This is a genomic window from Streptomyces sp. NPDC037083, assembly GCF_055606485.1.
The window spans coordinates 46,620-73,263 of sequence record NZ_JBVJSQ010000008.1; the positions used below are offsets into that span (position 1 = coordinate 46,620).

The following is a 26,644-nucleotide window of genomic DNA, read 5'->3' on the forward strand; positions in this document are numbered from 1 at the left end:
CGAGCGGCGTCACACCCCGCCCAGCTTGCGGAAGTCCCAGGAGACGACCTTCTCCGGCTTCAACCGCACCCAGGCGTGCCGGCCGTCGTGCGGCATCGCGTCCAGGCCGAAGTTCTTGCGCGCGAACAGCGTCTCCACCGCGTCGAGTTCGGCGCACAGCTCCCCGGTGCGCGGGATCTCGCCCACGAACTCCACGACGCCGGACAGCTCGACGCCGCGCAGGGCGTCGTACTCCTCACCCGTGTCGATCACGATCGCGACCCGCGGATCGCGGCGCAGGTCCGCCCAGCGCTTGCTGCGCACGACCGAGTACAGCCACAGCGCGGTGCCGTCCCAGAGGAACCACAGGGCGCTGACGTGCGGGGCGCCGTCGGCGGACACGGTCGCGACCCGGCAGGTGCGATGGACGGTGAGGAACGCGTCCAGTTCGCCCGGGGTCATCATGATCTTCCGGCCCCGACGCTGAGTGACGGTCATCCGGCCCCCTCATTCTTCTCTTGTGTCGTCCTGTGCTGCTTTTCTGAAAGCCCGTCAGAAAAGGATGTGTCTTCTTCCTTCTCCGCGCAATGGCCGTTAGTGTCGCCCGCCCCACACCGACGTCAGGGGGAGCCATGCCGTCGTACGAAGAGCTCGGCGAGGTCCTCGACCCCGTGAGCACCGTCGTGATGACGGTGGAGTGCCAGCAGGGCGTCGTCGGGCCGCACGCCGCCCTGCCCCGACTCGCCCAGGAGGCAAGGGAGTCGGGCGCCCTCGCCAACGTCGCCCGGCTGGTGGCCGCCGCACACGCGAACCGGGTCCAGGTCCTGCACGCCGTCGCCGAGCGCCGTCCCGACGGCCGGGGGGCCAACCGCAACGCCCGGCTGTTCCGCGCGGCCGAACGGCTCCCCGTCCAGCAGCTCCCCGGCACGGACGCGACCCGGCTCGCGCCCCCGATCGAGGTCGCCGAGCAGGACCTCGTCGTCCGGCGCCTGCACGGGCTGTCCCCGGTCCAGGGCACCGACGTCGACTCCCTGCTGCGCAACCTCGGCTGCCGCACCGTGGTCGTGGCCGGCGTCTCTGCCAACGTGGCGATCCCGAACACCGTCTTCGACGCCGTCAACCGCGGCTACACGGTGGTCGTGCCGTCGGACGCCATCGCCGGGGTGCCCGCCGACTACACCTCCGCGATGATCCGCCACACCCTCGCGCTGGTCGCCACGGTCGCGACCACGGACGAGGTGCTGGACTGCCTCGGGCGAACCGCCGGCGGGGGAGCGGTCGTCAGGCCAGGGTGATCGAGTCGCCGCTGACGGAGATCGCCACCTCGGGCAGCGGCTTCTTCGCGGGACCGCTCTTCACGCTGCCGTCCGTGATCGAGAAGTTGCTGTTGTGGCAGGGGCAGTTGATCACGCCGTCGCTGATCGACTTCACCGCACAGCCGGCGTGCGTGCACACCGCGGAGAACGCCTTGTAGGTGCCCGCGGTCGGCTGCGTGACGACCACCTTCTCGGAGTCGAAGACCTTGCCGCCGCCCTCGGGGATGTCGGTCGTCTTGGTGAGCGCGGCGCCGGCCGCCGCGTTGTCCCCGCCGCCCGTGCCGCCGGTGCTCGCGGACTCCGTGCCTCCGGTGGAACCCGCGGCGCCGGCCGACGACGACGAACTCGACGCGTCGTCGTCGGAGCCGCCGCACGCGGTCAGCGCGACGGCGAGCCCCGCGGCTCCGGCGGCTGCCACGACGGTACGGCGGGCGGGCCCCGACGAGGACTGGATCGATGCGCTGGTCATGCTGGGGGTTCCCTTCCAGAGGGGTGCTTGGATCTGCCGTGAGGTACGAGCCGCGGGCGCGGCTTGTTCAGCGCCCCCGTCAAGTTCGGACAGTGTCGAGATATTGACCCGTTCGACATGAGCGCGGCGTAAGCCAGAGCTGTCGCGAAGCTGTCGGCCGCGCATCGTGCCAGGCCCAGTAACCTGGGGCGATGCTCAAGGAAGTCACCGCGACCCGCTACGTCACCCCCTTGCGTGAGGGCGGATCCCTGCCCGGACTCGTCGAGGCCGACGACCTCGGCCTGTACGTCATGAAGTTCACCGGGGCCGGGCAGGGCCGCAAGACGCTGGTGGCGGAGGTCGTCTGCGGCGAACTGGCGCGCAGGCTCGGCTTCCGGGTGCCCCGCCTGGTGACCGTCGAGCTCGACGTCCTGCTGGGACTCGGCGAACCCGACGAGCAGGTGCAGGAGTTGCTGAAGTCGAGCGGCGGCGCCAACCTCGGCATGGACTTCCTCTCCGGAGCCCTCGGCTTCGACCCGCTCGCCTTCCCGGTGGGCTCCGAGGAGGCCGGCCGGATCGTCTGGTTCGACGCGCTCGTCAACAACGTCGACCGGTCCTGGCGCAACCCGAACCTCCTGGTGCACCGCGGCGACCTGTGGATCGTCGACCACGGCGCCACCATGATCTGGCAGCACAACTGGCCCACCGCCGAGACCTCCGCGGCCCGCCCCTACGACGCCTCCGACCACGTCCTCGCCCCCTTCGGCCCGGACGTCGCGGCCGCGGCGGCGGAACTGGCCCCGCTGGTCACCGCCGACCTGCTCGCCGAGGTCACCGCCGAGATCCCCGACGTGTGGCTGGCGGACGAACCCGGCTTCGACACGCCGGACGCGCTCCGGCGCGCCTACGCGGCGCCCCTCCTGGCGCGCGCCGCCGTCATCCACGACCGCATCAAGGGGGCCGAGTGAACGACCGCCACATCATCAGGCCGGGGCAGGGCGGCGACCGGGACGTCTTCGAGTACGCCCTGCTGCGGGTCGTCCCGCGCGTCGAGCGCGGCGAGTGCATCAACGCGGGAGTGCTGGTGTACTGCCGCGGCCGGGACTACGTCGGCGCCCGCACCCACCTCGACGAGACGAAGCTGCTCGCGCTGGACCCGGACGCGGACGTGGCCGGGGTACGAGCCGCCCTGCGGGCGGTCGAGGGCGTCTGCGCGGGCGGCGCGTCGGCCGGTCAGGCGGCACGCGACGACGCCGGACGGCGTTTCCGCTGGCTGATCGCGCCCCGCTCGACGATCGTCCAGCCGGGCCCCGTGCACACCGGGCTCACCGCCGATCCGGCCGCCGAGACGGACCGGCTGCTCCGGCTGCTGGTGAGGTAATGGATCACACCGGCGACGTGTGGCGTTGACACCGGGTGTCAGGGCTTCTAGCGTCACGTCTGCCGAAGGTACTAAGCGGTCGCTCACCAGTCGGGCGCATCCAGCGCCTCCGGGCGCTCCAGGCATTCTCAAGGGCGAGGAGAACCAGCAATGTCCACCACTGAGCAGCGGGTCGCCGTAGTCACGGGCGGGGCGCGCGGCATCGGGGCCGCCACCGCCGTACGGCTGGCCGCCGAGGGTCGCGCGGTCGCCGTCGTCGACCTCGACGAGGCCGCCTGCAAGGACACCGTCGAGAAGATCACCGCGGCCGGCGGCAAGGCCGTCGCCATCGGCGCCGACGTCTCCGACGAAGCCCAGGTCGAGGCGGCGATCGCCCGGATCGTCGAGGAGCTCGGCGCGCCGACGATCCTCGTCAACAACGCGGGCGTGCTCCGCGACAACCTGCTGTTCAAGATGAGCGCCTCCGACTGGGACACGGTCCTGGGCGTGCACCTGCGCGGTTCGTTCCTCATGACCAAGGCCGTGCAGAAGCACATGGTCGACGCCGGCTTCGGGCGGATCGTCAACCTGTCGTCCTCCTCGGCGCTCGGCAACCGCGGCCAGGCCAACTACTCGGCCGCCAAGGCCGGTCTGCAGGGCTTCACCAAGACTCTCGCCATCGAGCTCGGCAAGTTCGGCGTCACCGCCAACGCCGTCGCCCCCGGCTTCATCGCCACCGACATGACCGCCGCGACCGCCGCCCGCGTCGGCATGGGCTTCGAGGAGTTCAAGGCCGCGGCCGCCACCCAGATCCCGGTCGCGCGCGTCGGCGAGCCCGACGACATCGCGAACGCGATCGCCTTCTTCACGAACGAGGCCGCCGGCTTCGTCTCCGGCCAGGTGCTGTACGTCGCCGGCGGACCGCTCGACTGACCGCCACCAACGACTCCTGGGGATCACGAACATGACTGAACTGCCCGAACTCTCCGGCAAGGTGGCCCTCGTGACGGGCGCCAGCCGAGGCATCGGCTACGGCGTCGCCGAGGCGCTGGTCGCCCGCGGCGACCGGGTCTGCATCACCGGCCGGGGCGAGGACGCCCTCAAGGAGGCCGTCGAACAGCTCGGCGCCGACCGCGTCATCGCCGTCGCCGGCAAGGCGCACGACGAGGAGCACCAGGCCGCCGCCGTCGAGCGCACGATGGAGGCCTTCGGCCGCGTCGACTTCCTGGTCAACAACGCCGGCACCAACCCGGTGTTCGGGCCGATCGCCGACCTCGACCTGAACGTGGCCCGCAAGGTCTTCGAGACGAACGTGGTCTCCGCGCTCGGCTTCGCGCAGCGGACCTGGCACGCCTGGCAGAAGGACAACGGCGGCGCGATCGTCAACATCGCCTCCGTCGCCGGCCTGTCGGCCTCGCCCTTCATCGGCGCGTACGGCGTCAGCAAGGCCGCGATGATCAACCTGACCCTGCAGCTGGCGCACGAGTACGCGCCGCGCGTGCGGGTCAACGCGATCGCCCCGGCCGTGGTGAAGACCAAGTTCGCCGAGGCCCTCTACGAGGGCCGCGAGGAGGAGGCGGCCGCCTCCTACCCGCTGGCCCGGCTCGGGGTGCCCTCCGACATCGGCGGCACGGCCGCGTTCCTGACCTCGGAGCAGTCGGACTGGATCACCGGCCAGACGCTCGTCGTCGACGGCGGCATCTTCCTCAACGCCGGCGTGGGCTGAACCCGGCGGGCCGCAGCCGCTCGAGCCCGGCCGTGACGTCGTCCACGGGCGCCGCTTCCCCCGAGGGAAACGGCGCCCGTTTCGTCGTATCCAGGGACAAACGCACCTCGGGCGCGAGGATGACAACGTCGTCATACCGAGAGTGATCAAGAACGCTGCACAGGGGCTGGTTCACGCCGGGTGGCGCTGCGGTATGGTCTGCCAACCCTTGGCATGGCAGATCGAGGAGCGTGCACGTGTTCAACCGGAACCGATCCTTGCAGCAGATGGCGGCGATCGTGTCCATATCCCTGGTGGCCGGGTGCAGCCTCCTGGGAGAGGAAAGCTCCGACGACGCCGGACCCATCGTCGTGGGCACCACCAGTGCCCCCAGCACGCTGGACCCCGCGGCCGCCTGGGACGGCTCCTGGGAGCTGTTCCGCAACATCTACCAGACGTTGCTGAGCTACCCCAACGGAGCGACGACGCCCCAGCCGGACGCCGCGGAGTCCTGCGAGTTCACGGACACCACGAACCGCACCTACAAGTGCGAGCTGCGCGACGGCCTCAAGTTCTCCAACGGAGACACTCTGGACGCCAAGGCCGTGAAGCACTCGATCGACCGGATCAGGACGATCAACGCGGCCACCGGCCCCAACGGGCTGCTCGGCAGCCTGGACAGCGTCGAGGCGAACGGCGAACGCGAGGTGCTCTTCCGGCTGAACAAGGCCGACGCCACCTTCCCCTTCGTGCTCGCCACCCCCGGCATGTCCATCGTCGACCCCGACGACTACCCCGCGAAGTCCCTGCGCAAGGACGACGGCATCGTCGGCTCCGGGCCCTACCGGCTGCAGTCCTACGAAGAGGGCAAGCAGTCCGTGCTGGTGCGCAACGACAACTACAAGGGCTTCGCGGACCGCAAGAACGACGCGGTGACCATCCGCTACTTCCAGGACTCCGGCGCCATGGTCAAGGCCCTGCGCGCCAAGGACATCGACATCACCTACCAGGGTCTCGCCGCCGACGACATCGTCGACCTCGAGGGCAAGGGCGCGGCCAACGAGGGCCTGCAGCTCATCGAGGCCGCCGGCAGCAACATCAACTACCTGGTGTTCAACCCCAAGGACCCGCTGTCGAACAAGCTCGCCGTGCGCCGGGCCGTCGCCCAGGTCGTCGACCGGGCCGCGATCGCCCACAAGGTGTACAAGGACACCGTGGACCCCCTGTACTCCATGGTCCCGACCGGGCTGACCGGCCACACCACCGGCTTCTTCGACTCCTTCGGTGACCCCAGCAAATCCAAGGCCCGCGACATCCTCACCGACGCCGGCATCACCGAGCCCGTGCCGCTGACCCTCTGGTACACCACCGACCGGTACGGCTCCGACACCGCGCTGGAGTTCAAGGAGATCAAGAGCCAGCTGGAGGCCTCGGGCCTGTTCAAGGTCACGCTGAAGAGCCGCCCGTGGAACGCCTACGTGATCGGCTACCAGAACGGCGAGTACCCGGTGTTCGGGCGCGGCTGGGCCCCGGACTTCCCGGACGCCGACAACTTCATCGCCCCCTTCGTCGGCGAGCAGAACGCGCTCGGCACGCCGTACCCGGAGAAGCAGATCACGCAGGTGCTGCTGCCCCGCTCCCGCGAGGAGAGCGACCGCGCCAACGTGTCTAAGGAGTTCGAGGAGGCTCAGCAGATCCTCGTCGACGACGCACGGCTGCTGCCGCTGTGGCAGGGCAAGCAGTACATCGCCGCGTCCGTGGACGTCTCGGGCGGCGAGCGCTCGCTGGACCCGTCGACGATCATGATGGTGTGGGAGCTGTCGCGGAAGACCAGCTGGTAGACCGCGGGCGGGTCGGTCCGTGGGGCGGACTGTCAGTGGTCGCCTGTAGGTTCTGTGGTCTGAAGCGACCGCACATCGGAGGACGTTGACGTGACCGACATCGCCATGCTGCCCGAGTCCTGGCGCGGGGTTCTGGGCGACGAACTGCAGCAGCCCTACTTCAAGGAGCTGACCGAGTTCGTCGAGGAGGAGCGGGCGAAGGGCCCCGTCTACCCTCCGCGCGAGGAGGTGTTCGCCGCGCTCGACGCGACGCCGTACGAGCGGGTGAAGGTGCTCGTCCTCGGCCAGGACCCGTACCACGGCGAGGGCCAGGGGCACGGCCTGTGCTTCTCGGTGCGGCCGGGGGTGAAGATCCCGCCGTCCCTGCGCAACATCTACAAGGAGATGCACGCGGAACTGGGCACGCCGATCCCGGACAACGGCTACCTGATGCCGTGGGCGCAGCAGGGAGTCCTGCTGCTCAACGCGGTCCTCACGGTCCGCGCCGGAGAGGCGAACTCGCACAAGGGCAAGGGCTGGGAGAAGTTCACCGACGCGGTGATCCGCGCGGTGGCCGACCGGCCCGACCCGGCGGTGTTCGTCCTGTGGGGCAACTACGCGCAGAAGAAGCTCCCGCTCATCGACGAGACCCGGCACATCGTGGTCAAGGGCGCGCACCCCTCGCCGCTCTCGGCCAAGAAGTTCTTCGGCTCCCGCCCGTTCACCCAGATCGACGCGGCGGTGGCGCAGCAGGGCCACGAGCCGATCGACTGGACCATCCCGAACCTGGTCTGAGCCGGCCCCGAGCGAGTGCGGTCTGCCGCCGGGCCGGTTCCCGCGGGGGCCGGCCCGGTGCCGCCTGACCGCGATCGCCCCCGCCTGCGGCTAGCGTCGTCGCATCGACGCGAGGAGGGCCGAGGTGGCGGAGCGACAGGGGCAGACGACGCCGGATTCCCTGCTGACGCGGATCGGGCAGGTCGTGATGCTGCACCACGGGGGAGACCGCGAGGAAGCCCGCCGCCGGCTGCTCGACCTGTGGACGGAGCTCGGCGAGCACGGCGACCCGCTGCACCGCTGCACCCTCGCCCACTACCTGGCCGACACCCATGACGACCCCGCGGACGAACTGGCGTGGGACCTGCGGGCGCTGACGGCGGCGGAGGAGCACGACGGGTCGGCGGAACACCACGGGTCGGCCGAGGCGCGGGCGCTCTATCCGTCCCTGCACCTCAACCTGGCGGCGGACTACGTGAAACTCGGCCGCGCCGAGGCCGCCCGCACCCATGTCCGCAGGGCACGCCGGGCGGCCGTCGCACTGGGCGACGACAGCTACGGGGACGGCGTACGGGCGGCGATCAGCAGGATGGAGCTACGGCTGGGGGAGGGGGAGTGGACGTCGGATCGATGAGACCGGTGGCTGTCGGCGCGGCCCGGCGCGCCGCTGGGAAGCATGGGCTTCAGCAGACCTGGACCGGTCAGACGCACGAGACCGGGATGGTTGGGGCTCATAGGGCCGGCGTGCCGGGAGCGGCGAGCCGGTGGCTCCGTGACGGTGAAGTGCGCCTCACCTCCTGTACGCCCGCTCGCAGATCTCCGCCTCCGGGCTGTCCCCCTGCCATCCGCCGTACTTCCTGCCCAGCGCGCACACATCGGCGTGCCTGCGGATCTCCCCCTCCACGTCCGAGATGTCCACGTGCGGCGGTGTGTACCGCCGCGGCTGCGGGTGGGGCGGCCGGGCGGGCGGACCGGACCGGGGCGGCTGCTGCGGAACGGCCGACGGCGCCTCAGCCGCCCGCCGCCGCGCCGGCCCCGACGGTTGCGCCTTCCGGGACGGCTCCGCCATCTCCAGCGCCTCCCGGGCCGGCGCCTCCACGATCTGCGTCCCGGCCCGCCCGTCCGGCGACGGCACGGACGGCTGGACCGGTCCCGCGGCTGGACCGGGCGCGGGCGGACGCTGGACGGTCACGCAGCCGGACAGGGCCGAGAGGGCCACGGTGACCAGGAGCGTCGCGGTAGTCGTCGTTCGATGCACCCGCGCCACTCTGGTGGTTGTGGCCGCCCGCGCAACAGCGCACCGGCGGAGGTTGCCCCGTACGGGTGATCTCGTACCTCTCAAGGAGGGCGTGCGTGCGTCCGCGCTGACGTCACTCCCCGGTGGAACCGTCGATCCGCTCGCGGATCAGGTCGGCGTGGCCGTTGTGACGGGCGTACTCCTCGATCATGTGGGTGTAGATCCAGCGCAGGCTGAACGGCTCGTCGGTGAATCGGCTCAGGCCCCGCGAGAGGTCGTCCAGGGCGAAGTCCGCGGCATTCCGCCGGGCGACCTCGATCTCGGCCTGCCAGGTGGCCCGAGCCTGTGCCCAGGTGTCCTGTTCGGTGAGGTGGAACTCGCCGTCCGGGTCCTCGTCGCCGTAGTGGATCGGCGGTGCGCCGTCTCCCACGAGCACCCTGCGGAACCAGCTGCGCTCCACGTCCGCCATGTGCCGCACCAGGCCCATCAGGGACAGCTCGGACGGCGGCGCCGAGGCCGTGCGGAGCTGGGCGTCGGTGAGACCCTCGCACTTCAGCGCCAGGGTCTGCCGGTGGTAGTCCAGCCAGCCTTCCAGCATGGTGCGTTCGTCGGCGTTCTGGGCGGGTGCGCTGCGCGGCGTCGTCATGTCCGCATGGTGACTCCTGGCCACCCCCGCGCACCACGTGTTTTCCCCCCGCTCACCACGGTGGGCCGCGGCTCTCGGCCGGCCGCCGGGGCGAGCCCGTTCCCGCGCGGCTTCGACCTTCCCGTGCGGCCCTGAGGGCATCGCGGGCCGGCCACCGCCGGTCCACGGCGGGGCCGTATGCTGCGGTGCAGGCAGGCAAGCAGTGAGGGAGCGCCCGTGAAGGTCGGCTGCATCGGACTCGGCGACATCGCGCAGAAGGCGTATCTGCCCGTACTGGGCGCGTTGCCCGGAGTCGAGCTCCACCTGCAGACCCGCACCCCGGCCACCCTCGACCGGGTCGCCGACGGCCTGCGACTGCCCCGAGAGCAGCGCCACCGCGACCTCGACGCGCTCCTCGCCGCCGGCCCGGACGCGGCCTTCGTGCACGCCCCCACGGCCGCCCACCCCGAGATCGTCACCCGGCTGCTGGAGGCGGGCGTCCCGACGTACGTGGACAAACCCCTCGCCTACGAACTCGCCGACTCCGAGCGTCTCGTGACGCTCGCGGAGACCCGGAACACGTCCCTCGCCGTCGGCTTCAACCGGCGTCTCGCGCCCGGCTACGCGCAGTGCGCGGACCATCCGCGCGAGCTGATCCTCATGCAGAAGAACCGGGTGGGCCTGCCCGAGGAACCGCGCACCATGGTCCTCGACGACTTCATCCACGTCGTCGACACCCTCCGCTTCCTGGCGCCCGGACCGGTGGACGACGTCACCGTGCGCGCCCGCGTCGAGGACGGGCTGCTCCATCACGTGGTGCTCCAGCTGGCCGGGCAGGGTTTCACCGCGCTCGGCGTGATGAACCGGCTCAGCGGGTCGAACGAGGAGATCCTGGAGGTGTCCGGACAGGACACCAAGCGTCAGGTCGTCAACCTCGCCGAGGTCATCGACCACAAGGGGCAGCCGACGGTGCGGCGGCGCGGCGACTGGGTGCCGGTGGCCCGGCAGCGCGGCATCGAGCAGGCGGTCCTCGCCTTCCTCGACGCCGTGCGCGCGGGAAAGGTGCTCAGCGCCCGGGACGCGCTGGCGACTCACGAACTGTGCGAGCGGGTGGTCCGAGCGGTGCAGGAGCGGTCCGCCGCAGCCTGACCGCCCGCGCCCCCTCGGCGAGCCCCAGGGCCGCGAGCACCAGCAGGGCCGCGTGGACGGCCCAGTCGCCGTAGCGGACGTACAGGGTGACGCCGTCGGCGAGCGGCACGTCGTAGACGGCCGCCGTGCTCGCCCCGGTGCCCAGCCAGGAGCCCAGACGCCGGCCGCTCGCGTCGTACACCGCGGAGTCGCCGGTGAGCGTGGCGTGGACGAACGGCCGCCCGGTCTCCGCGGCCCGCAGCGCGCCCAGCGAGGCGTGCTGAGCGGGCGCCCAGCTGTGCTGGAAGGACGAGGTCGACGACTGGCCGACGAGCACGTCCGCGCCGGCCTCGGTGAGATGCCGGCTCATGTCCGGGAACGCCGTCTCGAAGCACACCATCGGCCCGAAGCGCAGACCGGGGCCGGCGTCCATCAGGACCTGTTCCGCGCCGCGCCGCCGGTTCTCGCCGGCCGCCTTGCCGACGGAGGTGGCCCAGCCGAGCAGCGAACGGGCCGGTATGTACTCGCCGAACGGCACCAGCCGCATCTTGTCGTACCGGTCGCCGGTCGGACCGCCCGGGCCGACGAGGATCGAGCTCTTGTAGATGCCGGGCCGGTCGGAGCGGCGGGCGTCGACGTTGACGAGGATGTCGGCGCCGGTCGCCCGGGCCAGCCCGGCGATGCGCCCGGCCAGGTCGGGGCGCTCGGCGAGGTCGTACCCGACGCTGCTCTCGCCCCAGACGATCAGATCGACGTCCTGTCCGACCAGGCGGCGGGTCAACTCCTCCTCGCGGTCGAAGCGCAGGTCGGGCCCGTCGATCACGCCCGGCTGGACGACGGCGATCCGGGTCTGCCCGTCGGCCTCGGGGCGCGGCGCCCACACCCATGCGGCCGAGGCGGTGGCGGCGGTGGCGACGAGCCCGGCAAGGGCCGGCGCCCGGGAGGCGGGGAGGGCGACCAGGACGGTGGCGGCCACGTTGACCGCCACCACCAGCAGAGTGAGCAGCCACACCCCGCCGACGGAGGCGAGCCGCAGAGCGGGCTCCACCTGCCACTGGCTGGCGCCCAGCATGCCCCACGGCCCGCCGAGCCCCTGCCAGGAGCGGACGAGTTCGACCGCCAGCCAGGCCGAGGGCAGGACCAGGAGCGCGGCGAGGATCCGGCCCCGGCCGGGGGCCGCGGCCTCGGCGAGGAACCGGCGCACCAGCCACGCCCACGGAGCCCACAGCGCACCGAGCAGTGCGGCGAGGACGAGGGTGAACACGTGCAGGTCCGGCAGCAGCCAGTGGTGCATGGCCAGCATGAAGCCGAACCCGCCGCCCCAGCCGTCGTACGCGGCCCGCCGTCCCGTCGGCGCGGAGCGGGCCAGCAGCATCCAGGGGACGAGCGCCAGGTAGGCCCACCACCACAGGGCCGGCGCCGGGAAGGCGAGCACGGGCAGCGCGCCCGCCAGGGCCGCGACCGTCGTGCGCCGCCAGGGGGAGGAGAGCCAGTGTCCGAACCTCTTCATACGACACCTCCCTACCCCGGTCGGGTGGGTTCAGTGTGCGCGTCCCGGACGATCTCCGACAGGTCGGGATTCCGCCCCGCCCGTGCGCCGTCCCGTTCAGCCGGGCAGCCGCCGCCACTTCTCCCGCACGACCACCTCGCGCACCCGCCAGCCGTCGTGCGTCCGCAGCAGCCCGAAGTCGTACCGGCCGCCGCAGACGAAGTCGGGCGCACCGGCCGCGGCGCCGTCCTGCCCGGCCGCCAGCCGCATGGGGTTCACGTAGTCGGCCTGCACCCGGGCGGTGTCCCCCGTGTCCTGATCCAGAACCCCGAAGCGCACCCGGCGATTGACGATGAGGTGCTGCCGCATCGCGAACAACCGCATGCTCTCCGCGAGCCACGAGGCGACGTTCGAGGCGTCCCCCTCGATGCCGCCGGCCGACCGGTAGTCCGCCCGCCCGTCGGCGGTGAACAGTTCCCGGTACGCCGTCCAGTCCCCGTCGTCGACCGCCACCGCGTACTCGGTGATCAACCCGTCGACGGCCAGCCGGTCCATCACGGCCGCGAGCTCCACACGCTGCGTCATGGCCCGAGTGTTGGGCATACCGGGTGCACAGCCAAGGTCCGTGCGGCGATCGACACCACGGCACGCGCCCGAATGGGTGCGGTGGGTGCGGCGATGGGGGGTGCGGGGCGCGCCCGAGCGGCTGTGGTGGGTGCGGCGGTCGGGGCCGCGGGACGCGCTCGAAGGGGTGCGGTGGTCGAGGCTGAAGGGCACCCCCGCGCGGACGGCTGCGACCTCGAACGGACGTCCGGTGCGGCGCCGATTCACGGCCGGGTCGGTGCGGCCTCCGACCGGGTTGGTCCTGACCTTGAGCCGGGCCGGTCCGTCACTGGGCCGGGCTGGTCCGTCGCCGGGCCGGGTGGGGCGTCACCGGTTGGAGCCGGATCGAACAGTTGCCGTTGCTGGTCCCGCCACGAGGCCGGGCGGGCGGCGGACCGGGCACAACCGGCCGGCCTCCGCCCGCCACGCCCTGACCGGGGCGCATGTCGGCGTTCGGCCGGTCCGCCACCGGTTCGAGCCGGTCCGGTCCGGGCCGCCGCCAGTTTCGGCCGGTGCGTCACCGTCGGGGCCGGTCCAGCCATCGGCCGGGTCAGGTCGAGCAGAGCCGTCACTGTCCGGCTGGTCAGCGACCGGTCCGGGCCGGGGCCGCCACCGAGCCCAGCCGCCACCGGTCCGAGCCGGTTCGAGTCGGGCCGGACTGGTTCGAGGCGGGTCCTCGGTCAGGTGGTGTGGGCGGCGATGGTTCGGGCGCACGTCAGGGACTCGGTGTGCGTCGTGTCGACCTCCAGGTCGTAGACGACGCCTTCGTGCACCACGTGCGCCTGCGACGCCGCCATCCCCGCGACCCGGTTCCCGCGGGCGATTTCACGGCCCTCCGCGACCGCGCTCTCACACCTCACACCGACCCACAGCACGTCGAGACCGCCCAGTGCCTCCCGCCACCGCTGCTGGGAAGCCGCCCCACCGAGGAACACGTCGTCGACGATGATCCGGGCGCCGACCCGGGCCATCGCGGCGACCCCGTGGGCCCAGGCCGCGTCCAGCGCTCGGAAGTCCGCCCCGACGCTCACCCCGCCGTCCGCCGCGAACGTGATCCCCTCGTCGGACCCCTGCATCTTCGCGGGCAGCGCGTCGACGAACGAGTCGACCCCCAGGGCGAGCCACGGATCCGGCAGAACCTCCTGCAGACACCGCACGATCCCGGACTTGCCCGAGCTCGACCCACCGTTGAGAACGATCACCTGAACAGCCATCGCGCCACGTTAGGGCGCTTCCCACGCGGCGCCAAACGAATTCCGCTCGAGGCCGGTTCGGCGACACGACGCCAACCACGACCACGGATGTGTGGGGGGCGGTGCGGCCGACGTGCGACCACCCGCGCCGACGGGTGGCGGGCGACGGGTGGCGGGCGGCGAGGCGTCCATGTGGCGCGCCCGCGGTCACGGTCCGCGTGCTCTTCTCGCCGCCGCCGAGGGTGTCCCCCCGGACGTCCCTCCGGTGCGGCGGCGGTGAGCCGGGCGCTTTCGTGACGAGGCGAGCGGATACCCGCAGGCATTTCAGCACGCCGGTGAGCCGGTACACGCAGGCTCCGGGATCGAGGTGCCGGGTCGTGAGGCGGCCCCGCAGCCCCGCACCGCCTGTCGAGGCGGCCGCGCGGGTGCGTCTGCGGCGTCAGGCCGCCGTGACCACCTCGCCGCGGATCGCCGCGGCCCACTCCACCACCAGCAGTTCGTACTCGGCACGCTCCTGGGCCGAGAGCGACCCGTTCGCACGCAGCCAGAGGGCTCGGATCCGCTCGTTTAACTCGGCAGCGGACCGCACGGAACCAGAGGCGACAGAGTTGGGGGACATGCGCCAAGCCTAGGCGCAAGAACTGACACTGCGCTACCGGACGGCTACGCGAGCCGCTATGGGCTTGGTCACGACTGATCGATCAACTGGGCGCTCCCGGCGGCGGGTTCGCACCGGTCGCCCCCAACCGGCCGACCACGCCCCGCCGTCGTGGCGGACGCTCGTGGAGGCGCGGTCGTGGCGGCGCACTCGCGGCAGCGTGGTCGCGGAGGCGCGGTCGTGGCGGCGCCGAGCCCGCCGACTCAGCCCGCCGACTCCGCCGCGTGCGGGCTCAGCGACCCCGTCGCGACCAGGGCGATGATGACGACGCCGAGGACGACGCGGTAGTAGACGAACGGCATGAACGACTTGGTGCTGATGAACTTCATGAACCAGGCGATGACCGCGTAGCCGGACGCGAAGGCGATCACCGTCGCGAACATCGTCGGGCCCCACGCCACATGGCCGCCCTCCACGGCGTCCTTCAACTCGAAGACGCCGGAGGCCAGTACGGCCGGGATGGCCAGCAGGAAGGAGTACCGGGCCGCGGCCTCACGCTTGTAGCCCATGAACAGCCCGCCGCTGATGGTCGCACCGGAGCGCGAGACGCCGGGGATGAGCGCGCAGGCCTGACAGAGGCCGAAGATCAGGCCGTCCTTGACGCCCAGGTTCTCCAGGGTCTTGCGCTGCTTGGGCGCGCGGTGCTTCCCGCCCGTCTCGTCGCGGGCCGCGAGCCGGTCGGCGATGCCGATCACGATGCCGACGACGACGAGCATCGTGGCCGTGATCCGCAGATCGCGGAAGGGGCCCTCGATCTGATCCTTCAGGGTCACGCCCAGCACGCCGATCGGGATCGAGCCGACGATCACCAGCCAGCCCATCTGGGCGTCGTGGTCCTTGCGCATCGTCTTGTCGAACAGCGATCGGCTCCAGGCCGCGATGATGCGGCCGATGTCCTTGCGGAAGTAGATCAGCACCGCGGCCTCCGTGCCGATCTGTGTGATCGCCGTGAACGCCGCGCCGGGGTCCTTCCAGCCGGAGAACGCCGCGGTCAGCCGCAGATGCGCGCTGGAGGAGACGGGGAGGAACTCGGTCAGCCCCTGGACGAGTCCGAGGATGAGGGATTCAAACCAAGACATGAGGTTAGGGAGTCCAAGCGCCGATCGGAGGGGACGACGGCGACGGCGGGCCGCCGCGCCCAATGATCAAGGGTGTGCAAAGGAAGCGTAGCGGTCCCGTGTGACAGGTCCTGCACAGGGGTTTGGCGGGCACCGCGACCAGCGGCGTTCGCGGGCCGCACGCCCGGTCGCCCCCACCAGTGCGCGCATGGTTGACCGGCCGCCCGGCCGCCGCATACGTTGCTGCCGACGGGAAAGCGCTTGCTGTGCTCGGTGCCGCACGCTTCCCCGCTCGGTTGCCGGACCCGCCCGGTCATACGGCCGTACGTCGGAGGAGTGCTGATCCCGCCCATGTCCCCATCCACTCCGCCACCCGCCGCCGTGCCGCCCGGCCCGCTCGACGGCCGCCGGATCCGGGCCGCCGTGATCGGCGCCGGCGCCATCGCCCGAGGCTCCCATCTGCCCGCCCTGAAGCAGCTCGCCGCCGAGGGCGAGACCGAGGTCGTGGCCGCCGTTGACATCGATGCCAACGCCGTCGAGGCGTTCTGCGCGGAGGGCGGCGTCCCGCACGCCTACACCGACCTGGGGAGGATGCTGGCGGAGCAGCGCCCGGACCTGGTGACCGTCTGCACCCCGCCCACCCTGCACCGCGAGCAGAGCGTGGCCGCGCTGCGGGCCGGCGCCTGGGTGTGGTGCGAGAAGCCGCCGGTGCCGACCCTCGCCGACTACGACGCCGTCCAGGCCGAGGAGGGGACGGCGAGCGGTCCGTACTCGTCGATCGTCTTCCAGCACCGTTTCGGATCCGGGTCCCGGCACGTGCGGCGGCTGCTCGCCGAGCAGGCCCTCGGGCGGCCCCTCGTCGCGCACTGCCAGACGACCTGGTACCGCGACACCGCCTACTACGCGGTTCCCTGGCGCGGTCGCTGGCAGACCGAGGGCGGCGGCCCGGCGATGGGCCACGGCATCCACCAGATGGATCTCCTGCTCGACCTCCTCGGCCCGTGGAGCGAGGTGCGGGCCATGGCCGGCCGACTCGTGCACGACGTGGAGACCGAGGACGTGTCCACCGCCCTGGTCCGCTTCGAGAGCGGGGCCATGGCCACCGTCGTCAACAGCGTCCTGAGTCCCGACGAGGTCAGCCGGATCCGCATCGACTGCGAGCGCGCCACCGTCGAGCTCACCCACCTGTACGGCCACTCCAACGCCGACTGGACCCTCACCCCCGCCCCGGGCGTCCCGGGCGACGAGGCGGCGGCCTGGCAGGACTTCGGCGCGGACGTGCCCAGTTCGCACCTGGCCCAGCTGCGCGAGCTGGTCGCGAGCATGCGGGCGGGCCTGCGGCCGCGCAGCAGCGGCGCGGACGGGCGCACCAGCCTGGAGCTGATCACCGCGCTGTACAAGTCGGCGTTCACGGACACCACGGTGCGGCGGGGCGAGATCGGTCCCGGCGACCCCTACTACACGGCCCTGCACGGCGGCGCCCCTGGCTGGGCCCCGGCGACCGCATCCGCGACGGCGACGTCCGCGGAGGTGTCCGTATGACCGAAGACATGACCGAAGACATGACCGGAGGCACGACCGAAGACCTGCGGCTGGTCCACGCCCACGGGGACCGCGTCACGGTGACCGACCCGGTCACCGGCGTCGAACTGCTCGCCTACGTCTACCGGCCCGAGGCGGCCTGGGAGGCGCCGAAGCCGTACATCCACCCGCTGCGGACTCTCGCCGGGGACGTCGTCACCGACTACCGGCCCCACGACCACCGCTGGCACAAGGGGCTGTCGCTGACCGCCTCCCACCTCTCGGGCGCCAACCTGTGGGGCGGCAACTCGTACGTCCACGGCGAGGGGTACCTGGAACTCCCCGAGCGGGTCGGATCGATGGCGCACGTCGGCTTCGACGAGGTCGCGGCCGGCGCGGGCCGTGCCGTCATCGCCGAACGGCTGACCTGGCACCCGGCGGGCGGCGAGCTGTGGGCCGAGGAGGCGCGCCGCATCGAGGTGCACGACGTCGAACCGGACTCCGGTTCCTGGGCGCTGACCTGGACCAGCGCCGTCACCAACCGCCGCGACGAGCCGCTGCGCTTCGGCAGCCCCACCACCGCCGGGCGGGAGCTGGCCGGGTACACGGGCCTGTTCTGGCGCGGCCCCCGAGCCTTCCGGGACGGCCGGATCATCGGGCCGGAGGGTGAGGGGCCCGGCCTCATGGCCTCGCAGAGCCCGTGGCTGGCCCTCTCCGGCGAGCACGACGGCGCCGACCGTCACTCCACCGTCGTCTTCGCCCACGCCCCCGAGAACGATCACTCCGGCGCCCGAGGGGCCCACCCCGCCCACTGGTTCGTGCGCAACGAGCCCTTCGCGGGGATCGCCCCGTCCTGGGCGTTCTTCGACGAACTGGAGCTCGCCCCGGGCGACACGCTCACCCGTCGCTACCGGGTGGTGGTGGCCGACGGCGCCCGGGACCGTGCGGAGATCGCCGAGTACCTGCGGAAGCACCCGTGGTGAGCCCCTACGCGGGACTGCCCGGCGGGGTCGCGGTGTCGCACCTGTGCGTGTACGACTGGCCCGCCGCCGACGGCCTGCACGGCGGAACGCCCCACCTGCACCTGGCCTGTTCGGAGGGGTACGTGGTCACGCACGGGCGCGGCGCGGTGCACACCCTGACGGTCTCCGGCCACCAGGTCACGCCCCTCGCCCCGGGCACGGTCGCCTGGTTCACGCCGGGCACCGTCCACCGTCTGGTCAACGAGGACGAGTTGCGCATCACGGTCCTGATGCAGAACGGCGGCCTGCCGGAGGCGGGTGACGCCGTGCTCACCCTGCCACCGGAGTACCTCACCGACCCCGAGACGTACGCCGCCGCGACGGTCGTCCCCGCCGACGCCCCGCCGCAGGAGCAGGCCCGCATCGCCCGCGCCCGGCGCGACCTCGCGCTGGAGGGCTATCTGGCGCTGCGCGAGGCGCCGGACGGTCCGGCGGCCCTGGCCGCCTTCCACCGGGCCGCTGCCGCGCTCGTGCGGCCCCGGCTCGCCGAGTGGCGTGAGCGCTGGCTGAGCGGTGCGCGCGCGGCCGCCGACGCCACCGGGGAGCAGCTCGACCGGCTCGAGAAGGGCGACGTCTCGCACCTCGCCGAGGCCGTCGTGCGCGCCGAGGAGCCGTCGGCGTACGGGAGGTTCGGGATGTGCGGGCGCTTGGACGTGTACACCCGGCCGGAGGGCTGAATTCTCCTGCCAGCCGATGCAGTTGTCATGGTTTCAGGGAAATCGCCGCGGCTCGCCCCGCTGAGTGCTCCAATCGACCGAAGTCGACAGCGGGGAGTCAGCAAGTGCGGATCAGGGTGACGGCGGCAGCGCTCTGCGCGGCGGTTCTGGTGGCCGGGTGCGGCGGCGGTGGCGGTTCGGACGACAAGTCCACGGACGACGACGCGCCGGCGCCGGGGTCCACGTCGGCGTCGGCTTCGAAGGCTCCCGCCCATCCGCTCGGTGCGGCCGAGCTGAAGTCGGCGGCGCTGACGGCCGGCGACGTGAACGGCTACCAGATCACCGACTTCCCCGTGAAGCCCGACGGCGACTCGACCGCTCGGCCCGCGGAGTGCCAGCCGCTGGAGGACATGCGCACCGGCTCTCCCGACCCCGGTCCCCAGGCGTTCGAGGGCCGCCTCGCCTTTCCGGGGGCCGGTCCCGGGGACGGTACGGCCACCACCATCGGCCTCATGGCCTACGGCCGGTCCGACGCGGAGCGCGTCCTCGATGGCCTGCGCACCGCCCTGAAGAAGTGCACGGCCTACGAGGGCGGGGTGCCGGCCCGCACCTCCGTCACGCCCGCGAGCGCGCCGGACGCGGGCGACGAGGCCGTCGCCTACGGTCTGCGGACCGAGCGCGACAGCGCGGACGCGTTCGTCGTCGTGCGCAGCGGCGCCACGGTCGTCCTGTTCTTCACCGCGAGCGGCACCGGTGCCGCGGCCAAGGTGCCCGAGGCGCTGGTATCGGCCCAGATCCGCAAACTGCAGGCCTAGCCGGGCGGGCGGTCCAGGGACGGTCGGGCGGGCGGTCGAGGGGCGGGCGATCGCGCGAGAGCCTCTAGGCGGCCGCCGGGCCGGACACGGTCCAGCCCGGCGCCTGGGGATGGGCGTTCACGTCCTCGTGGCGCACCCGGTCGCCGCAGGAGGAGCAGGTGACCACCGGGACCAGCTCGTTGCCGCAGGCGTGCTCCAGCACCATGGGGCGGTCGCCGTCCTCGCGGAGGTGGCGGTCGCCCCAGGCCATGAGCGTCATCAGAACCGGCTCCAGTTCCAGCCCCGCCTGTGTGGGCCGGTACTCGAAGCGCTGCGGACGCTCGCTGTAGGCGCGCTTGCTCAGGATCCCTGCCTCGACGAGGCGGCGCAGCCGGGTGGCCAGGATGTCCCGCGGGGCGCCGATGTTGCGCACCAGCTGGTCGAAGCGGCCGTTGCCCAGGCACACCTCCCTCAGTACGAGCAGGGAGTACTTCTCGCCGACGAGGGCGAGGGCGTCCGCGATCGAGCAGGGACGCGGGTCTTTGGATGCGGCCATGACGACGAGTCTAGGGGAGGGTTGGAAAAGCGAACGAAGTCAGTTGGATTTTCCAACTCCCGAGGCTATGGTGGGTCCAGATTTCCTACTCGCCAGTAGTCGAACCTGCCCGTGCTCGTCATGGAGGTCCCGCACATGCGTGACGCAGTCATCGTCGAAGCCGTACGCACCCCTCTCGGCAAGGGAAAGCCGAGTGGTTCCCTCGCCCACGTCCACCCGGTCGAACTGCTCGCCCACACCCTGCGCGCCCTCGTCGAACGCTCCGGCGTCGACCCCGCGTCGATCGACGACGTGATCGGCGGAACCGTCGACCAGGTCGGCGAGCAGGCCATGAACACCACCCGCTATGCGCTGCTGTCCGCGGGCTTCCCGGAGACGGTGCCCGCGACCACCGTCGACCGGCAGTGCGGCTCCTCCCAGCAGGCCGTGCACTTCGCGGCCCAGGGCGTGATGTCCGGCGCGTACGACCTCGTCGTCGCCTGCGGCGTCGAGTCGATGAGCCGTGTCCCGATGTGGTCCAACGTGCCGCCGGGCACGGACCCGTTCGGCCCCGGCGTCGCCGAGCGCTACCCCGAGGGCCTCGTCCCGCAGGGCATCAGCTCCGAGCTCATCGCCGCCAAGTGGTCGATCACGCGGGAGCAGATGGACGCGTTCGCCGTCTCCTCGCACCGCAAGGCGGCCGCAGCCTGGGAACAGGGGCTGTTCGACGCCGAGGTCGCGCCCCTGGACGGGGTCTCGCGCGACGAGTGCGTACGGCCCGGCAGCACGCCCGAGGTCCTCGCGGGCCTCGCATCCGCCTACTACGACCCGGCCTTCGCCGAGCGCTTCCCGCAGATCGAGTGGAACGTCACCGCCGGCAATGCCAGCCCCGTCAACGACGGCGCGTCCGCCGTGCTGATCGCCTCCGGCGAGACCGCGGCCCGCCTCGGCCTGCGCCCGCTCGCCCGGCTGCACAGCTTCGCCGTCACCGGCTCGGACCCGCTGCTGATGCTGACCGGCGTCATCCCGGCGACCGAGAAGGTGCTGCGCCGGGCCGGACTGCGGCTCGACGACATCGACCTCTTCGAGGTCAACGAGGCCTTCTCCAGCGTCGTCCTGGCCTGGCGGCAGGAGACGGGCGCCGACCTGGCCAAGGTCAACGTGCACGGCGGCGCGATTGCGCTCGGGCACCCGCTCGGCGCGAGCGGCACCCGTCTGACGACGACACTGGTCCACGCGATGCGGACGCGCGGCGCCCGCTACGCCCTGCAGACCATGTGCGAGGCGGGCGGACTGGCCAACGCGATGGTGCTGGAGTCGGTCTGACCGAGCCCCTGGAGTCGTCTGCCCCCAACGCCCGACGCCCGACGCCCGACGCCCGACGGGCATCGGGCATCGGACGCACGGGACTTGTGAGGGTGGACGTGTGAGGGCCTTGGCCACACGGTGGGGGTGCTACGGGGTGAGGGGGGTCTACGGGCGGCGCAGGTGGTGGCGTTTGCGCCAGGCCACCGCCGTGCCGACCAGGGCCGGAAGGGCGATGCAGACCATCGCGATCAGAAAGGCCGGCGAGGTCGGGGAGGAGGCCCGGGCCCCGGCGACGACATAGGCGGCCGTGTTCGGGATCGAGCCCAGCGCGGTCGCGGCCAGGAAGGACAGCCAGCTCATGCGGGAGACGGCGGCGCAGTAGTTCGCGGCCCAGAACGGCACCCCCGGGAACAGCCGGGCCGCCAGCATCGAGCGCATGCCGTGCCGGCTCAGCTGGCCGTCCGCCGCCTTGAGCAGCCGGCCGCGCAGCAGCGGGCGCAGCGCGTCCTGACCGAGGACGCGGCCGAGCCCGAAGGCGAGCCCGGCCCCGAGCACCGTGCCCGCCAGCGCCGCGCCGATGCCCCACTGAGAGCCGAACAGCGCGCCCGCGGCCAGGTTCAACAGCGGTCTCGGCACGAACGCCACGGTGCACACTCCGTACGCCACCGCGAACACCGCGGCCGCCGACGCGCCGCCCAACTGGGGTGGCCAGCCGTCCGCGAGGAGCTTCTGCGGCTCGAAGAGCAGCACGCTCGACGCGGCCGCCGCCAGCAGCACGACCAGCAGCGCGAAACGGGACCAGGGCGACAGGAGCACTCTGGTGCAGCGCGCGGCGACGCCGCCGGGAGCGGCCGCCGAGGACCTGACGGGCACGGTGACGGGCAGGGGAGCAGGCACGAGCACGGGAACGGCGAGCTCCGTGGCGGTGGCCCGGGGAGAGGCCGTGGCGGTGCCCCCAGAGCGGGTGGTGGCATCGAGCATCCCGCGACACTAACCGACGGACATGTGTGATCGCCGTATGGTTCGTCTCATGACGGTCACAGGTGCGGGCCCGATCGGCGCGCCGCGCAGCGCTCTCGCCGACACCGTGCTGGAGCGGCTGACGGCCGCGTACGGCGGTGCGGCCGATTCGGGCCGGGCGGCGGCCATGAGCGCGTACATGAAGGACGTCGCCCCCTTCCTGGGCATCCCCACCCCCGAGCGCCGGGCCCTGTCCCGCGCCGTCCTCGCGGGCACGCCCCGCCCGTCGGAGGCCGACTGCACGGCGATCGCCCTGCGCTGCTGGGTGCTGCAGCACCGCGAGTACCACTACTTCGCCGTGGACTACCTGCGCCGCCACGCGGGGCGCCTGTCGTCGGCGTTCCTGCCCGTGGCCCGTCGGCTCGTCACCACCACGTCCTGGTGGGACACGGTCGATCTGCTCGCCGCGCACGTGGTCGGCGCCCTCGTCGCGGCCGACCCCGGCCTTGCCGCCGACATGGACGCCTGGATCGTCGACGAGGACCTGTGGGTGGCCCGGACCGCTCTGCTGCACCAACTGCGCTACAAGGAGCGCACGGACGCCGACCGTCTGTTCGCCTACTGCCTGCTTCAGTCCGGCCACCCGGACTTCTTCGTCCGCAAGGCCATCGGCTGGTGCCTGCGCGAGTACGCCAAGACCGACCCGGAGGCCGTGCGCGCCTTCCTCGCCCGTGAACGGGGCCGGTTCGCGCCGCTGACGGTCCGCGAGGCCCTGAAGAACATCGGCGCCGCACAGGGGGACGCCGGCCGTCGGCCCCCGCCGCTGCCCACCCGCTGAAAACCGTTCGACACCTGACGAACCGTCGACGAGGATCAGCCCATGTTCCGGCACGCCTTCCTCCTCGCAGCATCCGCGGTCGCGGATGCCCCGAAGGCTGCCGTCCCGATCCTCGCGGCCGCTGTCGACGGCGCCCGAAGCTGACCCTCTCCGGATTGTCCGGCGGACCCCGCAGGGGGAGGGTCGGCCGGTTCCCCGGGGTCCCCACTTCCTACGGCCACGCTTCGAGGTACAGCCATGCCCAAGACCGCGTACGTGCGGACCAAGCCGCATCTGAACATCGGCACCATGGGTCACGTCGACCACGGCAAGACCACCCTGACCGCAGCCATCACCAAGGTTCTCGCCGAGCGCGGGAACGGTTCCTTCGTGCCGTTCGACCGCATCGACCGCGCCCCGGAGGAGGCCGCGCGCGGCATCACCATCAACATCGCGCACGTCGAGTACGAGACCGACACCCGGCACTACGCGCACGTCGACATGCCCGGTCACGCCGACTACGTCAAGAACATGGTCACCGGCGCCGCGCAGCTCGACGGCGCGATCCTCGTCGTCTCCGCGCTCGACGGGATCATGCCGCAGACCGCCGAACACGTCCTGCTCGCCCGGCAGGTGGGCGTCGACCACATCGTGGTCGCGCTCAACAAGGCCGACGCCCTGGAGGACGGCGACGACGCCGAACTCGTCGACCTCGTCGAACTGGAGGTCCGCGACCTGCTCACCGAGCACGGCTACGGCGGCGACGCCGCGCCCGTCGTACGGGTGTCGGGGCTGAAGGCGCTGGAGGGCGACCCGCGCTGGACGGGCGCCATCGACGCGCTGCTCGACGCGGTGGACACCTACGTGCCCATGCCCGAGCGGTATCTGGACGCGCCGTTCCTGCTGCCCGTGGAGAACGTGTTCACCATCACCGGCCGCGGGACCGTGGTCTCCGGCGCGGTGGAGCGGGGCACGGTGCGGGTGGGCGACCGGGTCGATGTGCTCGGCGCGGGACTGGAGAGCGTCGTCACCGGCCTGGAGACCTTCGGCAAGCCGATGACGGAGGCCCAGGCCGGCGACAACGTGGCCCTGTTGCTGCGCGGGGTGCCACGCGACGCGGTCCGCCGGGGCCAGGTCGTGGCGGAGCCCGGCAGCGTGACTCCGCGACGGCGGTTCACGGCGCGGGTGTACGTGCTGTCGGCGCGGGAGGGCGGTCGTACGACGCCCGTGGCGACGGGGTACCGGCCGCAGTTCTACATCCGGACGGCGGACGTCGTCGGCGACGTGGACCTGGGCGAGACGCCCGTCGCGCGGCCCGGGGACACGGTCGTCATGACCGTCGAGCTGGGACACGACGTCGCGCTGGAGCCCGGCCTCGGCTTCGCCGTCCGTGAGGGCGGGCGGACCGTGGGGGCGGGGACCGTGACCGCCGTGCTGTGACGCGTCCGACGAGCGTGGGGGACCGCGACCGGGGAGCCGGTCGCGCGGCCCCCACGCCCGTCGGGGCGCGTCCGCGCGCGTGCGTCCTCCCCGGCACAATGAACAGGTGAACGACGAGCCCGTACCCGTCACCCGAGCCGTCGACCACGGCACCGCCAAGCTGATGCCCGACGTCGACCGGGACCGGGCCTGGCTGCTGACGGTCGACGGTGCGCCGCAGTCGTACGTCGACCTCGACGAGCCCACGCACCTGGAGTTCGAGTACGCGCGGCGCCTCGGACACGTCCTGGACACCGTCGCCGGGGCGGGAGTACCCCTGGACGTGCTGCATCTCGGCGGCGGCGCCCTCACCCTGCCCCGGTACCTGGCCGCGACCCGGCCGGGTTCCCGGCAGGACGTCGTCGAGTTCGACCGCGGGCTGCTGGAACTGGTCGTCGAGCACCTGCCCGTTCCGTCCGGGGCCGGCATCGCGCTGCACGCCGCCGACGCGCGGGCCTGGCTGGAAGCGGCTCCGGACGACTCCGCGGACGTGCTCGTCGCCGACGTCTTCGGCGGCTCCCGCGTCCCCGCCCACCTGACCTCCCTCGCCTACGCCCGGGAGGCCGGTCGGGTCCTGCGCGGCGACGGCGTCTATCTGGCGAACCTCGCCGACGCGGCGCCGTTCGCCTTCCTGCGCTCCCAACTGGCCAACCTGGCCGAGGCGTTCGAGGAGCTGGTGCTGATCGCCGAGCCGGCCGTGCTGCGCGGCCGCCGCTTCGGCAACGCGGTGCTGGCAGCCTCGCACCGTCCGCTCGACGTGCCCGTCCTGGCCCGCCGCACCGCGTCGGACGCGTTCCCGGCCCGCGTGGAGCACGGCCCCGGCCTGCGCCGCTTCATCGGCGACGCCCGCCCGGTCCGGGACGAGGACGCCGTACCGTCACCCGAACCGCCCGAGGGCGCGTTCGGCATCGGCTGAACGCCGGTCGCCGCGGCCCCCCTTCGGCCCGGGACGGCCGGTGGCCGGGCCGGCCCGGGCGGGCCCGGCGTGGTCGCGTGCGGGCCCGGCGGTGGTCGCGGGTCCACCGACCGGACCCCGGCGGGCTCTAGTTGTGGGTCGGCGTCCCGTTCAGCCGGACGGTGCTGAGGATCTGCATGATCGTGGCCTTCGGGAGCTCGTCCTTCACGCCCTTGGCCCCGTACAGGTTCCACGACACGAAGTCGCCGTTGGAGTTCTTGAAGCCGAAGGTGATCGCCTTGCCGTCGCTGTCGCACTTGCCCTTCTGGGGCGTGTTCGTCGACTGGGCCCAGGCGTAGCTGCCCTTGATGCCCGAGGCGGTCGTGAAGGGGGTGGCCTTCTTGTCGAAGGTGATGCTCTTCTTGTCCGGTTCCGTGTAGCCGCCGAAAACCCACCAGGCAGGCGTGTTGATCGCGATCTCGTCGGTGGTCTTGGCCCCTTCGGCGCCCTTGGAGCCGACCATGGCCAGCGCGGTGTCGTCGACCTTGCCGTCCTTGTCGGAGTCCGTGGAGCACCACTTCGACTTGTACTCGGCCGTGCCCCCCTGCAGGATCCGGTCGTAGCCGTCGGACTTCGTCTTGTCCTCCCACTCGAAACCCTGGCTGAGGGTCGGCGACTGGACCTCCCAGTCCGCCGGCACGTCGAAGGCGATGCCCCACTTGGGGTTCACGACGACCTTCCAGCCGGCGACGGTCGGCTTCTGGGTCTCCTCGCTGCGCGGGTTGTCGTCCGTGCCGGTCGACGAGGACGCGGACGCCGAGGCGGACGCGGTGGGGCTCGCGCTGCCCTTGCTCACGTTCGCCGGTTCGTCGTCGTCGCCTCCCAGCACCAGGAACCCGGTGACTCCGGCGGCCACGACGACGGCCGAGGCAGCGACGATCGCGATCAGCTTCGTCCGGTCGCCCCCGCCCCCGCTGCCGCCGGGCGGCGGGGTGGGCGCGCCCGCGGGCGCCGGGGCGCCCCACTGCGGTTGCGTCGCATAGGGGTTGGGCTGCTGCTGGTATCCGGGCTGCTGGTACGGGTTCGGCTGCTGGTATCCCGGCTGCTGGTACGGATTGTTCTGCGCCTGCGGGTTCTGCTCTCCCCCGGGCGGCTGCTGTCCTGGCCACATGGCCAGAAACCCTAGTGCCGTCCGGGACACGATTCGGTCACCGCCCCTTGTCAGGGACGTACCGAATCGGGAATCCGACGGCTGGACCCGCGC

General features: G+C 72.3%; 29 protein-coding genes. 17 read left to right on the plus strand and 12 right to left on the minus strand.

Features of this window, described 5'->3' with window-relative positions; all coding sequences use genetic code 11:
• Positions 1-9 precede the first annotated feature (9 nt).
• Positions 10-477 (minus strand): pyridoxamine 5'-phosphate oxidase family protein, encoded by a 468-nt coding sequence (locus ACZ7DE_RS22030; protein WP_470763695.1) that lies wholly within the window; start codon positions 475-477, stop codon positions 10-12.
• A 134-nt stretch (positions 478-611) separates the two neighbouring features.
• Between ACZ7DE_RS22030 and ACZ7DE_RS22035 the strand changes: the two genes are divergently transcribed.
• A complete protein-coding gene (locus ACZ7DE_RS22035; RefSeq protein ID WP_470763697.1) occupies positions 612-1,274 on the plus strand; it encodes a cysteine hydrolase family protein in 663 nt (220 codons plus the stop codon).
• Here the strand turns inward: ACZ7DE_RS22035 and ACZ7DE_RS22040 are convergent.
• A complete protein-coding gene (locus ACZ7DE_RS22040; RefSeq protein WP_470763699.1) occupies positions 1,261-1,764 on the minus strand; it encodes a Rieske (2Fe-2S) protein in 504 nt (167 codons plus the stop codon). The genes ACZ7DE_RS22035 and ACZ7DE_RS22040 overlap by 14 nt on opposite strands.
• A gap of 191 nt (positions 1,765-1,955) precedes the next feature.
• Here ACZ7DE_RS22040 and ACZ7DE_RS22045 point away from each other — a divergent pair, with 191 nt between their 5' ends.
• The 7 genes from ACZ7DE_RS22045 to ACZ7DE_RS22075 all read left to right on the plus strand — a co-directional run bounded on the left by ACZ7DE_RS22045 (position 1,956) and on the right by ACZ7DE_RS22075 (position 8,036).
• Positions 1,956-2,711 carry a HipA family kinase gene (locus ACZ7DE_RS22045; protein ID WP_470763701.1) on the plus strand — a complete coding sequence of 252 codons (756 nt, stop codon included), beginning with the start codon at positions 1,956-1,958 and terminating at the stop codon, positions 2,709-2,711.
• The gene (locus tag ACZ7DE_RS22050) at positions 2,708-3,124 is read left to right on the plus strand and encodes a DUF3037 domain-containing protein (RefSeq protein ID WP_470763703.1); all 417 of its coding nucleotides are present in this window, start codon (positions 2,708-2,710) and stop codon (positions 3,122-3,124) included. Before ACZ7DE_RS22045 ends, ACZ7DE_RS22050 begins: the two co-directional genes overlap by 4 nt.
• A 150-nt stretch (positions 3,125-3,274) precedes the next feature.
• Entirely contained in the window at positions 3,275-4,036 is a 762-nt protein-coding gene (fabG, locus tag ACZ7DE_RS22055; RefSeq protein ID WP_470763705.1) for a 3-oxoacyl-ACP reductase FabG, read from the plus strand.
• 31 nt (positions 4,037-4,067) lie between these two features.
• Positions 4,068-4,829, plus strand: coding sequence for an SDR family oxidoreductase (locus ACZ7DE_RS22060; protein ID WP_470763707.1), 762 nt, complete (start codon positions 4,068-4,070; stop codon positions 4,827-4,829).
• Positions 4,830-5,065: 236 nt separating this feature from the next.
• The gene (locus ACZ7DE_RS22065; RefSeq protein ID WP_470763709.1) at positions 5,066-6,649 is read left to right on the plus strand and encodes an ABC transporter substrate-binding protein; all 1,584 of its coding nucleotides are present in this window, start codon (positions 5,066-5,068) and stop codon (positions 6,647-6,649) included.
• A 90-nt stretch (positions 6,650-6,739) separates the two neighbouring features.
• Positions 6,740-7,423, plus strand: a complete 684-nt coding sequence (gene ung / locus ACZ7DE_RS22070) for a uracil-DNA glycosylase (protein ID WP_470763711.1) — start codon at positions 6,740-6,742, stop codon at positions 7,421-7,423.
• 124 nt (positions 7,424-7,547) lie between these two features.
• Positions 7,548-8,036, plus strand: coding sequence for a hypothetical protein (locus ACZ7DE_RS22075; RefSeq protein WP_470763713.1), 489 nt, complete (start codon positions 7,548-7,550; stop codon positions 8,034-8,036).
• A gap of 156 nt (positions 8,037-8,192) precedes the next feature.
• Here ACZ7DE_RS22075 and ACZ7DE_RS22080 read toward each other — a convergent pair whose 3' ends face one another.
• Together ACZ7DE_RS22080 and ACZ7DE_RS22085 are read right to left on the minus strand one after the other, a co-directional pair.
• A complete protein-coding gene (locus ACZ7DE_RS22080) occupies positions 8,193-8,660 on the minus strand; it encodes a hypothetical protein (protein WP_470763715.1) in 468 nt (155 codons plus the stop codon).
• Positions 8,661-8,772: 112 nt separating this feature from the next.
• Positions 8,773-9,285, minus strand: coding sequence for a DinB family protein (locus ACZ7DE_RS22085; protein WP_470763717.1), 513 nt, complete (start codon positions 9,283-9,285; stop codon positions 8,773-8,775).
• Between the two features lie 216 nt (positions 9,286-9,501).
• On the opposite strand from ACZ7DE_RS22085, the gene ACZ7DE_RS22090 reads away from it, so the two are divergent.
• Positions 9,502-10,413, plus strand: a complete 912-nt coding sequence (locus ACZ7DE_RS22090; RefSeq protein WP_470763719.1) for a Gfo/Idh/MocA family protein — start codon at positions 9,502-9,504, stop codon at positions 10,411-10,413.
• Here the strand turns inward: ACZ7DE_RS22090 and lnt are convergent.
• The 5 genes from lnt to ACZ7DE_RS22115 form a co-directional block, all read right to left on the minus strand.
• Positions 10,331-11,902 (minus strand): apolipoprotein N-acyltransferase, encoded by a 1,572-nt coding sequence (lnt, locus tag ACZ7DE_RS22095; protein ID WP_470763721.1) that lies wholly within the window; start codon positions 11,900-11,902, stop codon positions 10,331-10,333. The genes ACZ7DE_RS22090 and lnt overlap by 83 nt on opposite strands.
• 96 nt (positions 11,903-11,998) lie before the next feature.
• Positions 11,999-12,466, minus strand: a complete 468-nt coding sequence (locus ACZ7DE_RS22100) for a nuclear transport factor 2 family protein (protein ID WP_470763723.1) — start codon at positions 12,464-12,466, stop codon at positions 11,999-12,001.
• Between the two features lie 698 nt (positions 12,467-13,164).
• Positions 13,165-13,698: a chloramphenicol phosphotransferase CPT gene (cpt, locus tag ACZ7DE_RS22105; RefSeq protein WP_470763725.1), complete on the minus strand. Its 534-nt coding sequence runs from the start codon at positions 13,696-13,698 to the stop codon at positions 13,165-13,167.
• Positions 13,699-14,116: 418 nt separating this feature from the next.
• Positions 14,117-14,296 carry a hypothetical protein gene (locus tag ACZ7DE_RS22110; RefSeq protein WP_470763727.1) on the minus strand — a complete coding sequence of 60 codons (180 nt, stop codon included), beginning with the start codon at positions 14,294-14,296 and terminating at the stop codon, positions 14,117-14,119.
• A gap of 242 nt (positions 14,297-14,538) precedes the next feature.
• Entirely contained in the window at positions 14,539-15,414 is an 876-nt protein-coding gene (locus tag ACZ7DE_RS22115) for an undecaprenyl-diphosphate phosphatase (RefSeq protein WP_470763729.1), read from the minus strand.
• 330 nt (positions 15,415-15,744) lie between these two features.
• On the opposite strand from ACZ7DE_RS22115, the gene ACZ7DE_RS22120 reads away from it, so the two are divergent.
• The 4 genes from ACZ7DE_RS22120 to ACZ7DE_RS22135 all read left to right on the plus strand — a co-directional run bounded on the left by ACZ7DE_RS22120 (position 15,745) and on the right by ACZ7DE_RS22135 (position 19,407).
• Positions 15,745-16,935, plus strand: coding sequence for a Gfo/Idh/MocA family protein (locus ACZ7DE_RS22120; protein WP_470763731.1), 1,191 nt, complete (start codon positions 15,745-15,747; stop codon positions 16,933-16,935).
• Entirely contained in the window at positions 16,932-17,897 is a 966-nt protein-coding gene (locus ACZ7DE_RS22125; protein ID WP_470763733.1) for a DUF6807 domain-containing protein, read from the plus strand. Before ACZ7DE_RS22120 ends, ACZ7DE_RS22125 begins: the two co-directional genes overlap by 4 nt.
• The gene (locus ACZ7DE_RS22130) at positions 17,891-18,613 is read left to right on the plus strand and encodes a cupin domain-containing protein (RefSeq protein ID WP_470763734.1); all 723 of its coding nucleotides are present in this window, start codon (positions 17,891-17,893) and stop codon (positions 18,611-18,613) included. Before ACZ7DE_RS22125 ends, ACZ7DE_RS22130 begins: the two co-directional genes overlap by 7 nt.
• 104 nt (positions 18,614-18,717) lie before the next feature.
• A complete protein-coding gene (locus tag ACZ7DE_RS22135) occupies positions 18,718-19,407 on the plus strand; it encodes a hypothetical protein (RefSeq protein ID WP_470763736.1) in 690 nt (229 codons plus the stop codon).
• Positions 19,408-19,471: 64 nt separating this feature from the next.
• Here ACZ7DE_RS22135 and ACZ7DE_RS22140 read toward each other — a convergent pair whose 3' ends face one another.
• Complete coding sequence (locus tag ACZ7DE_RS22140; protein WP_470763738.1) at positions 19,472-19,942, minus strand: winged helix-turn-helix transcriptional regulator; 471 nt, start codon at positions 19,940-19,942, stop codon at positions 19,472-19,474.
• 135 nt (positions 19,943-20,077) lie between these two features.
• Here ACZ7DE_RS22140 and ACZ7DE_RS22145 point away from each other — a divergent pair, with 135 nt between their 5' ends.
• A complete protein-coding gene (locus ACZ7DE_RS22145; RefSeq protein ID WP_470763740.1) occupies positions 20,078-21,247 on the plus strand; it encodes a thiolase family protein in 1,170 nt (389 codons plus the stop codon).
• A 147-nt stretch (positions 21,248-21,394) separates the two neighbouring features.
• Here the strand turns inward: ACZ7DE_RS22145 and ACZ7DE_RS22150 are convergent, their stop codons facing one another.
• A complete protein-coding gene (locus ACZ7DE_RS22150) occupies positions 21,395-22,210 on the minus strand; it encodes a TVP38/TMEM64 family protein (RefSeq protein WP_470763742.1) in 816 nt (271 codons plus the stop codon).
• Positions 22,211-22,259: 49 nt separating this feature from the next.
• Here ACZ7DE_RS22150 and ACZ7DE_RS22155 point away from each other — a divergent pair, with 49 nt between their 5' ends.
• From ACZ7DE_RS22155 to ACZ7DE_RS22165, 3 genes are all read left to right on the plus strand, one after another.
• Complete coding sequence (locus tag ACZ7DE_RS22155) at positions 22,260-23,027, plus strand: DNA alkylation repair protein (RefSeq protein WP_470763744.1); 768 nt, start codon at positions 22,260-22,262, stop codon at positions 23,025-23,027.
• Positions 23,028-23,264: 237 nt separating this feature from the next.
• The gene (gene tuf / locus ACZ7DE_RS22160; protein WP_470763745.1) at positions 23,265-24,446 is read left to right on the plus strand and encodes an elongation factor Tu; all 1,182 of its coding nucleotides are present in this window, start codon (positions 23,265-23,267) and stop codon (positions 24,444-24,446) included.
• Between the two features lie 163 nt (positions 24,447-24,609).
• Entirely contained in the window at positions 24,610-25,401 is a 792-nt protein-coding gene (locus tag ACZ7DE_RS22165) for a spermidine synthase (RefSeq protein ID WP_470764245.1), read from the plus strand.
• Positions 25,402-25,528: 127 nt separating this feature from the next.
• On the opposite strand, the gene ACZ7DE_RS22170 is transcribed toward ACZ7DE_RS22165, so the two are convergent.
• Positions 25,529-26,551 (minus strand): DUF8017 domain-containing protein, encoded by a 1,023-nt coding sequence (locus ACZ7DE_RS22170; RefSeq protein ID WP_470763747.1) that lies wholly within the window; start codon positions 26,549-26,551, stop codon positions 25,529-25,531.
• Between the last annotated feature and the right edge of the window lie 93 nt (positions 26,552-26,644).

Coding starts and splice junctions, on each gene's coding strand:
- ACZ7DE_RS22085 (WP_470763717.1), bottom strand. CDS start 9,285: ATGACGACGCCGCGCAGCGCACCCGCCCAGAACGCCGACGAACGCACC.
- ACZ7DE_RS22040 (WP_470763699.1), bottom strand. CDS start 1,764: ATGACCAGCGCATCGATCCAGTCCTCGTCGGGGCCCGCCCGCCGTACC.
- ACZ7DE_RS22165 (WP_470764245.1), top strand. CDS start 24,610: ATGCCCGACGTCGACCGGGACCGGGCCTGGCTGCTGACGGTCGACGGT.
- ACZ7DE_RS22150 (WP_470763742.1), bottom strand. CDS start 22,210: ATGCTCGATGCCACCACCCGCTCTGGGGGCACCGCCACGGCCTCTCCC.
- tuf (WP_470763745.1), top strand. CDS start 23,265: ATGCCCAAGACCGCGTACGTGCGGACCAAGCCGCATCTGAACATCGGC.
- ACZ7DE_RS22125 (WP_470763733.1), top strand. CDS start 16,932: ATGACCGAAGACATGACCGAAGACATGACCGGAGGCACGACCGAAGAC.
- ACZ7DE_RS22115 (WP_470763729.1), bottom strand. CDS start 15,414: ATGTCTTGGTTTGAATCCCTCATCCTCGGACTCGTCCAGGGGCTGACC.
- ACZ7DE_RS22170 (WP_470763747.1), bottom strand. CDS start 26,551: ATGTGGCCAGGACAGCAGCCGCCCGGGGGAGAGCAGAACCCGCAGGCG.
- fabG (WP_470763705.1), top strand. CDS start 3,275: ATGTCCACCACTGAGCAGCGGGTCGCCGTAGTCACGGGCGGGGCGCGC.
- lnt (WP_470763721.1), bottom strand. CDS start 11,902: ATGAAGAGGTTCGGACACTGGCTCTCCTCCCCCTGGCGGCGCACGACG.
- ACZ7DE_RS22030 (WP_470763695.1), bottom strand. CDS start 477: ATGACCGTCACTCAGCGTCGGGGCCGGAAGATCATGATGACCCCGGGC.
- ACZ7DE_RS22110 (WP_470763727.1), bottom strand. CDS start 14,296: ATGTCCCCCAACTCTGTCGCCTCTGGTTCCGTGCGGTCCGCTGCCGAG.
- ACZ7DE_RS22035 (WP_470763697.1), top strand. CDS start 612: ATGCCGTCGTACGAAGAGCTCGGCGAGGTCCTCGACCCCGTGAGCACC.
- ACZ7DE_RS22155 (WP_470763744.1), top strand. CDS start 22,260: ATGACGGTCACAGGTGCGGGCCCGATCGGCGCGCCGCGCAGCGCTCTC.
- cpt (WP_470763725.1), bottom strand. CDS start 13,698: ATGGCTGTTCAGGTGATCGTTCTCAACGGTGGGTCGAGCTCGGGCAAG.
- ACZ7DE_RS22140 (WP_470763738.1), bottom strand. CDS start 19,942: ATGGCCGCATCCAAAGACCCGCGTCCCTGCTCGATCGCGGACGCCCTC.
- ACZ7DE_RS22045 (WP_470763701.1), top strand. CDS start 1,956: ATGCTCAAGGAAGTCACCGCGACCCGCTACGTCACCCCCTTGCGTGAG.
- ACZ7DE_RS22100 (WP_470763723.1), bottom strand. CDS start 12,466: ATGACGCAGCGTGTGGAGCTCGCGGCCGTGATGGACCGGCTGGCCGTC.
- ACZ7DE_RS22145 (WP_470763740.1), top strand. CDS start 20,078: ATGCGTGACGCAGTCATCGTCGAAGCCGTACGCACCCCTCTCGGCAAG.
- ACZ7DE_RS22120 (WP_470763731.1), top strand. CDS start 15,745: ATGTCCCCATCCACTCCGCCACCCGCCGCCGTGCCGCCCGGCCCGCTC.
- ACZ7DE_RS22060 (WP_470763707.1), top strand. CDS start 4,068: ATGACTGAACTGCCCGAACTCTCCGGCAAGGTGGCCCTCGTGACGGGC.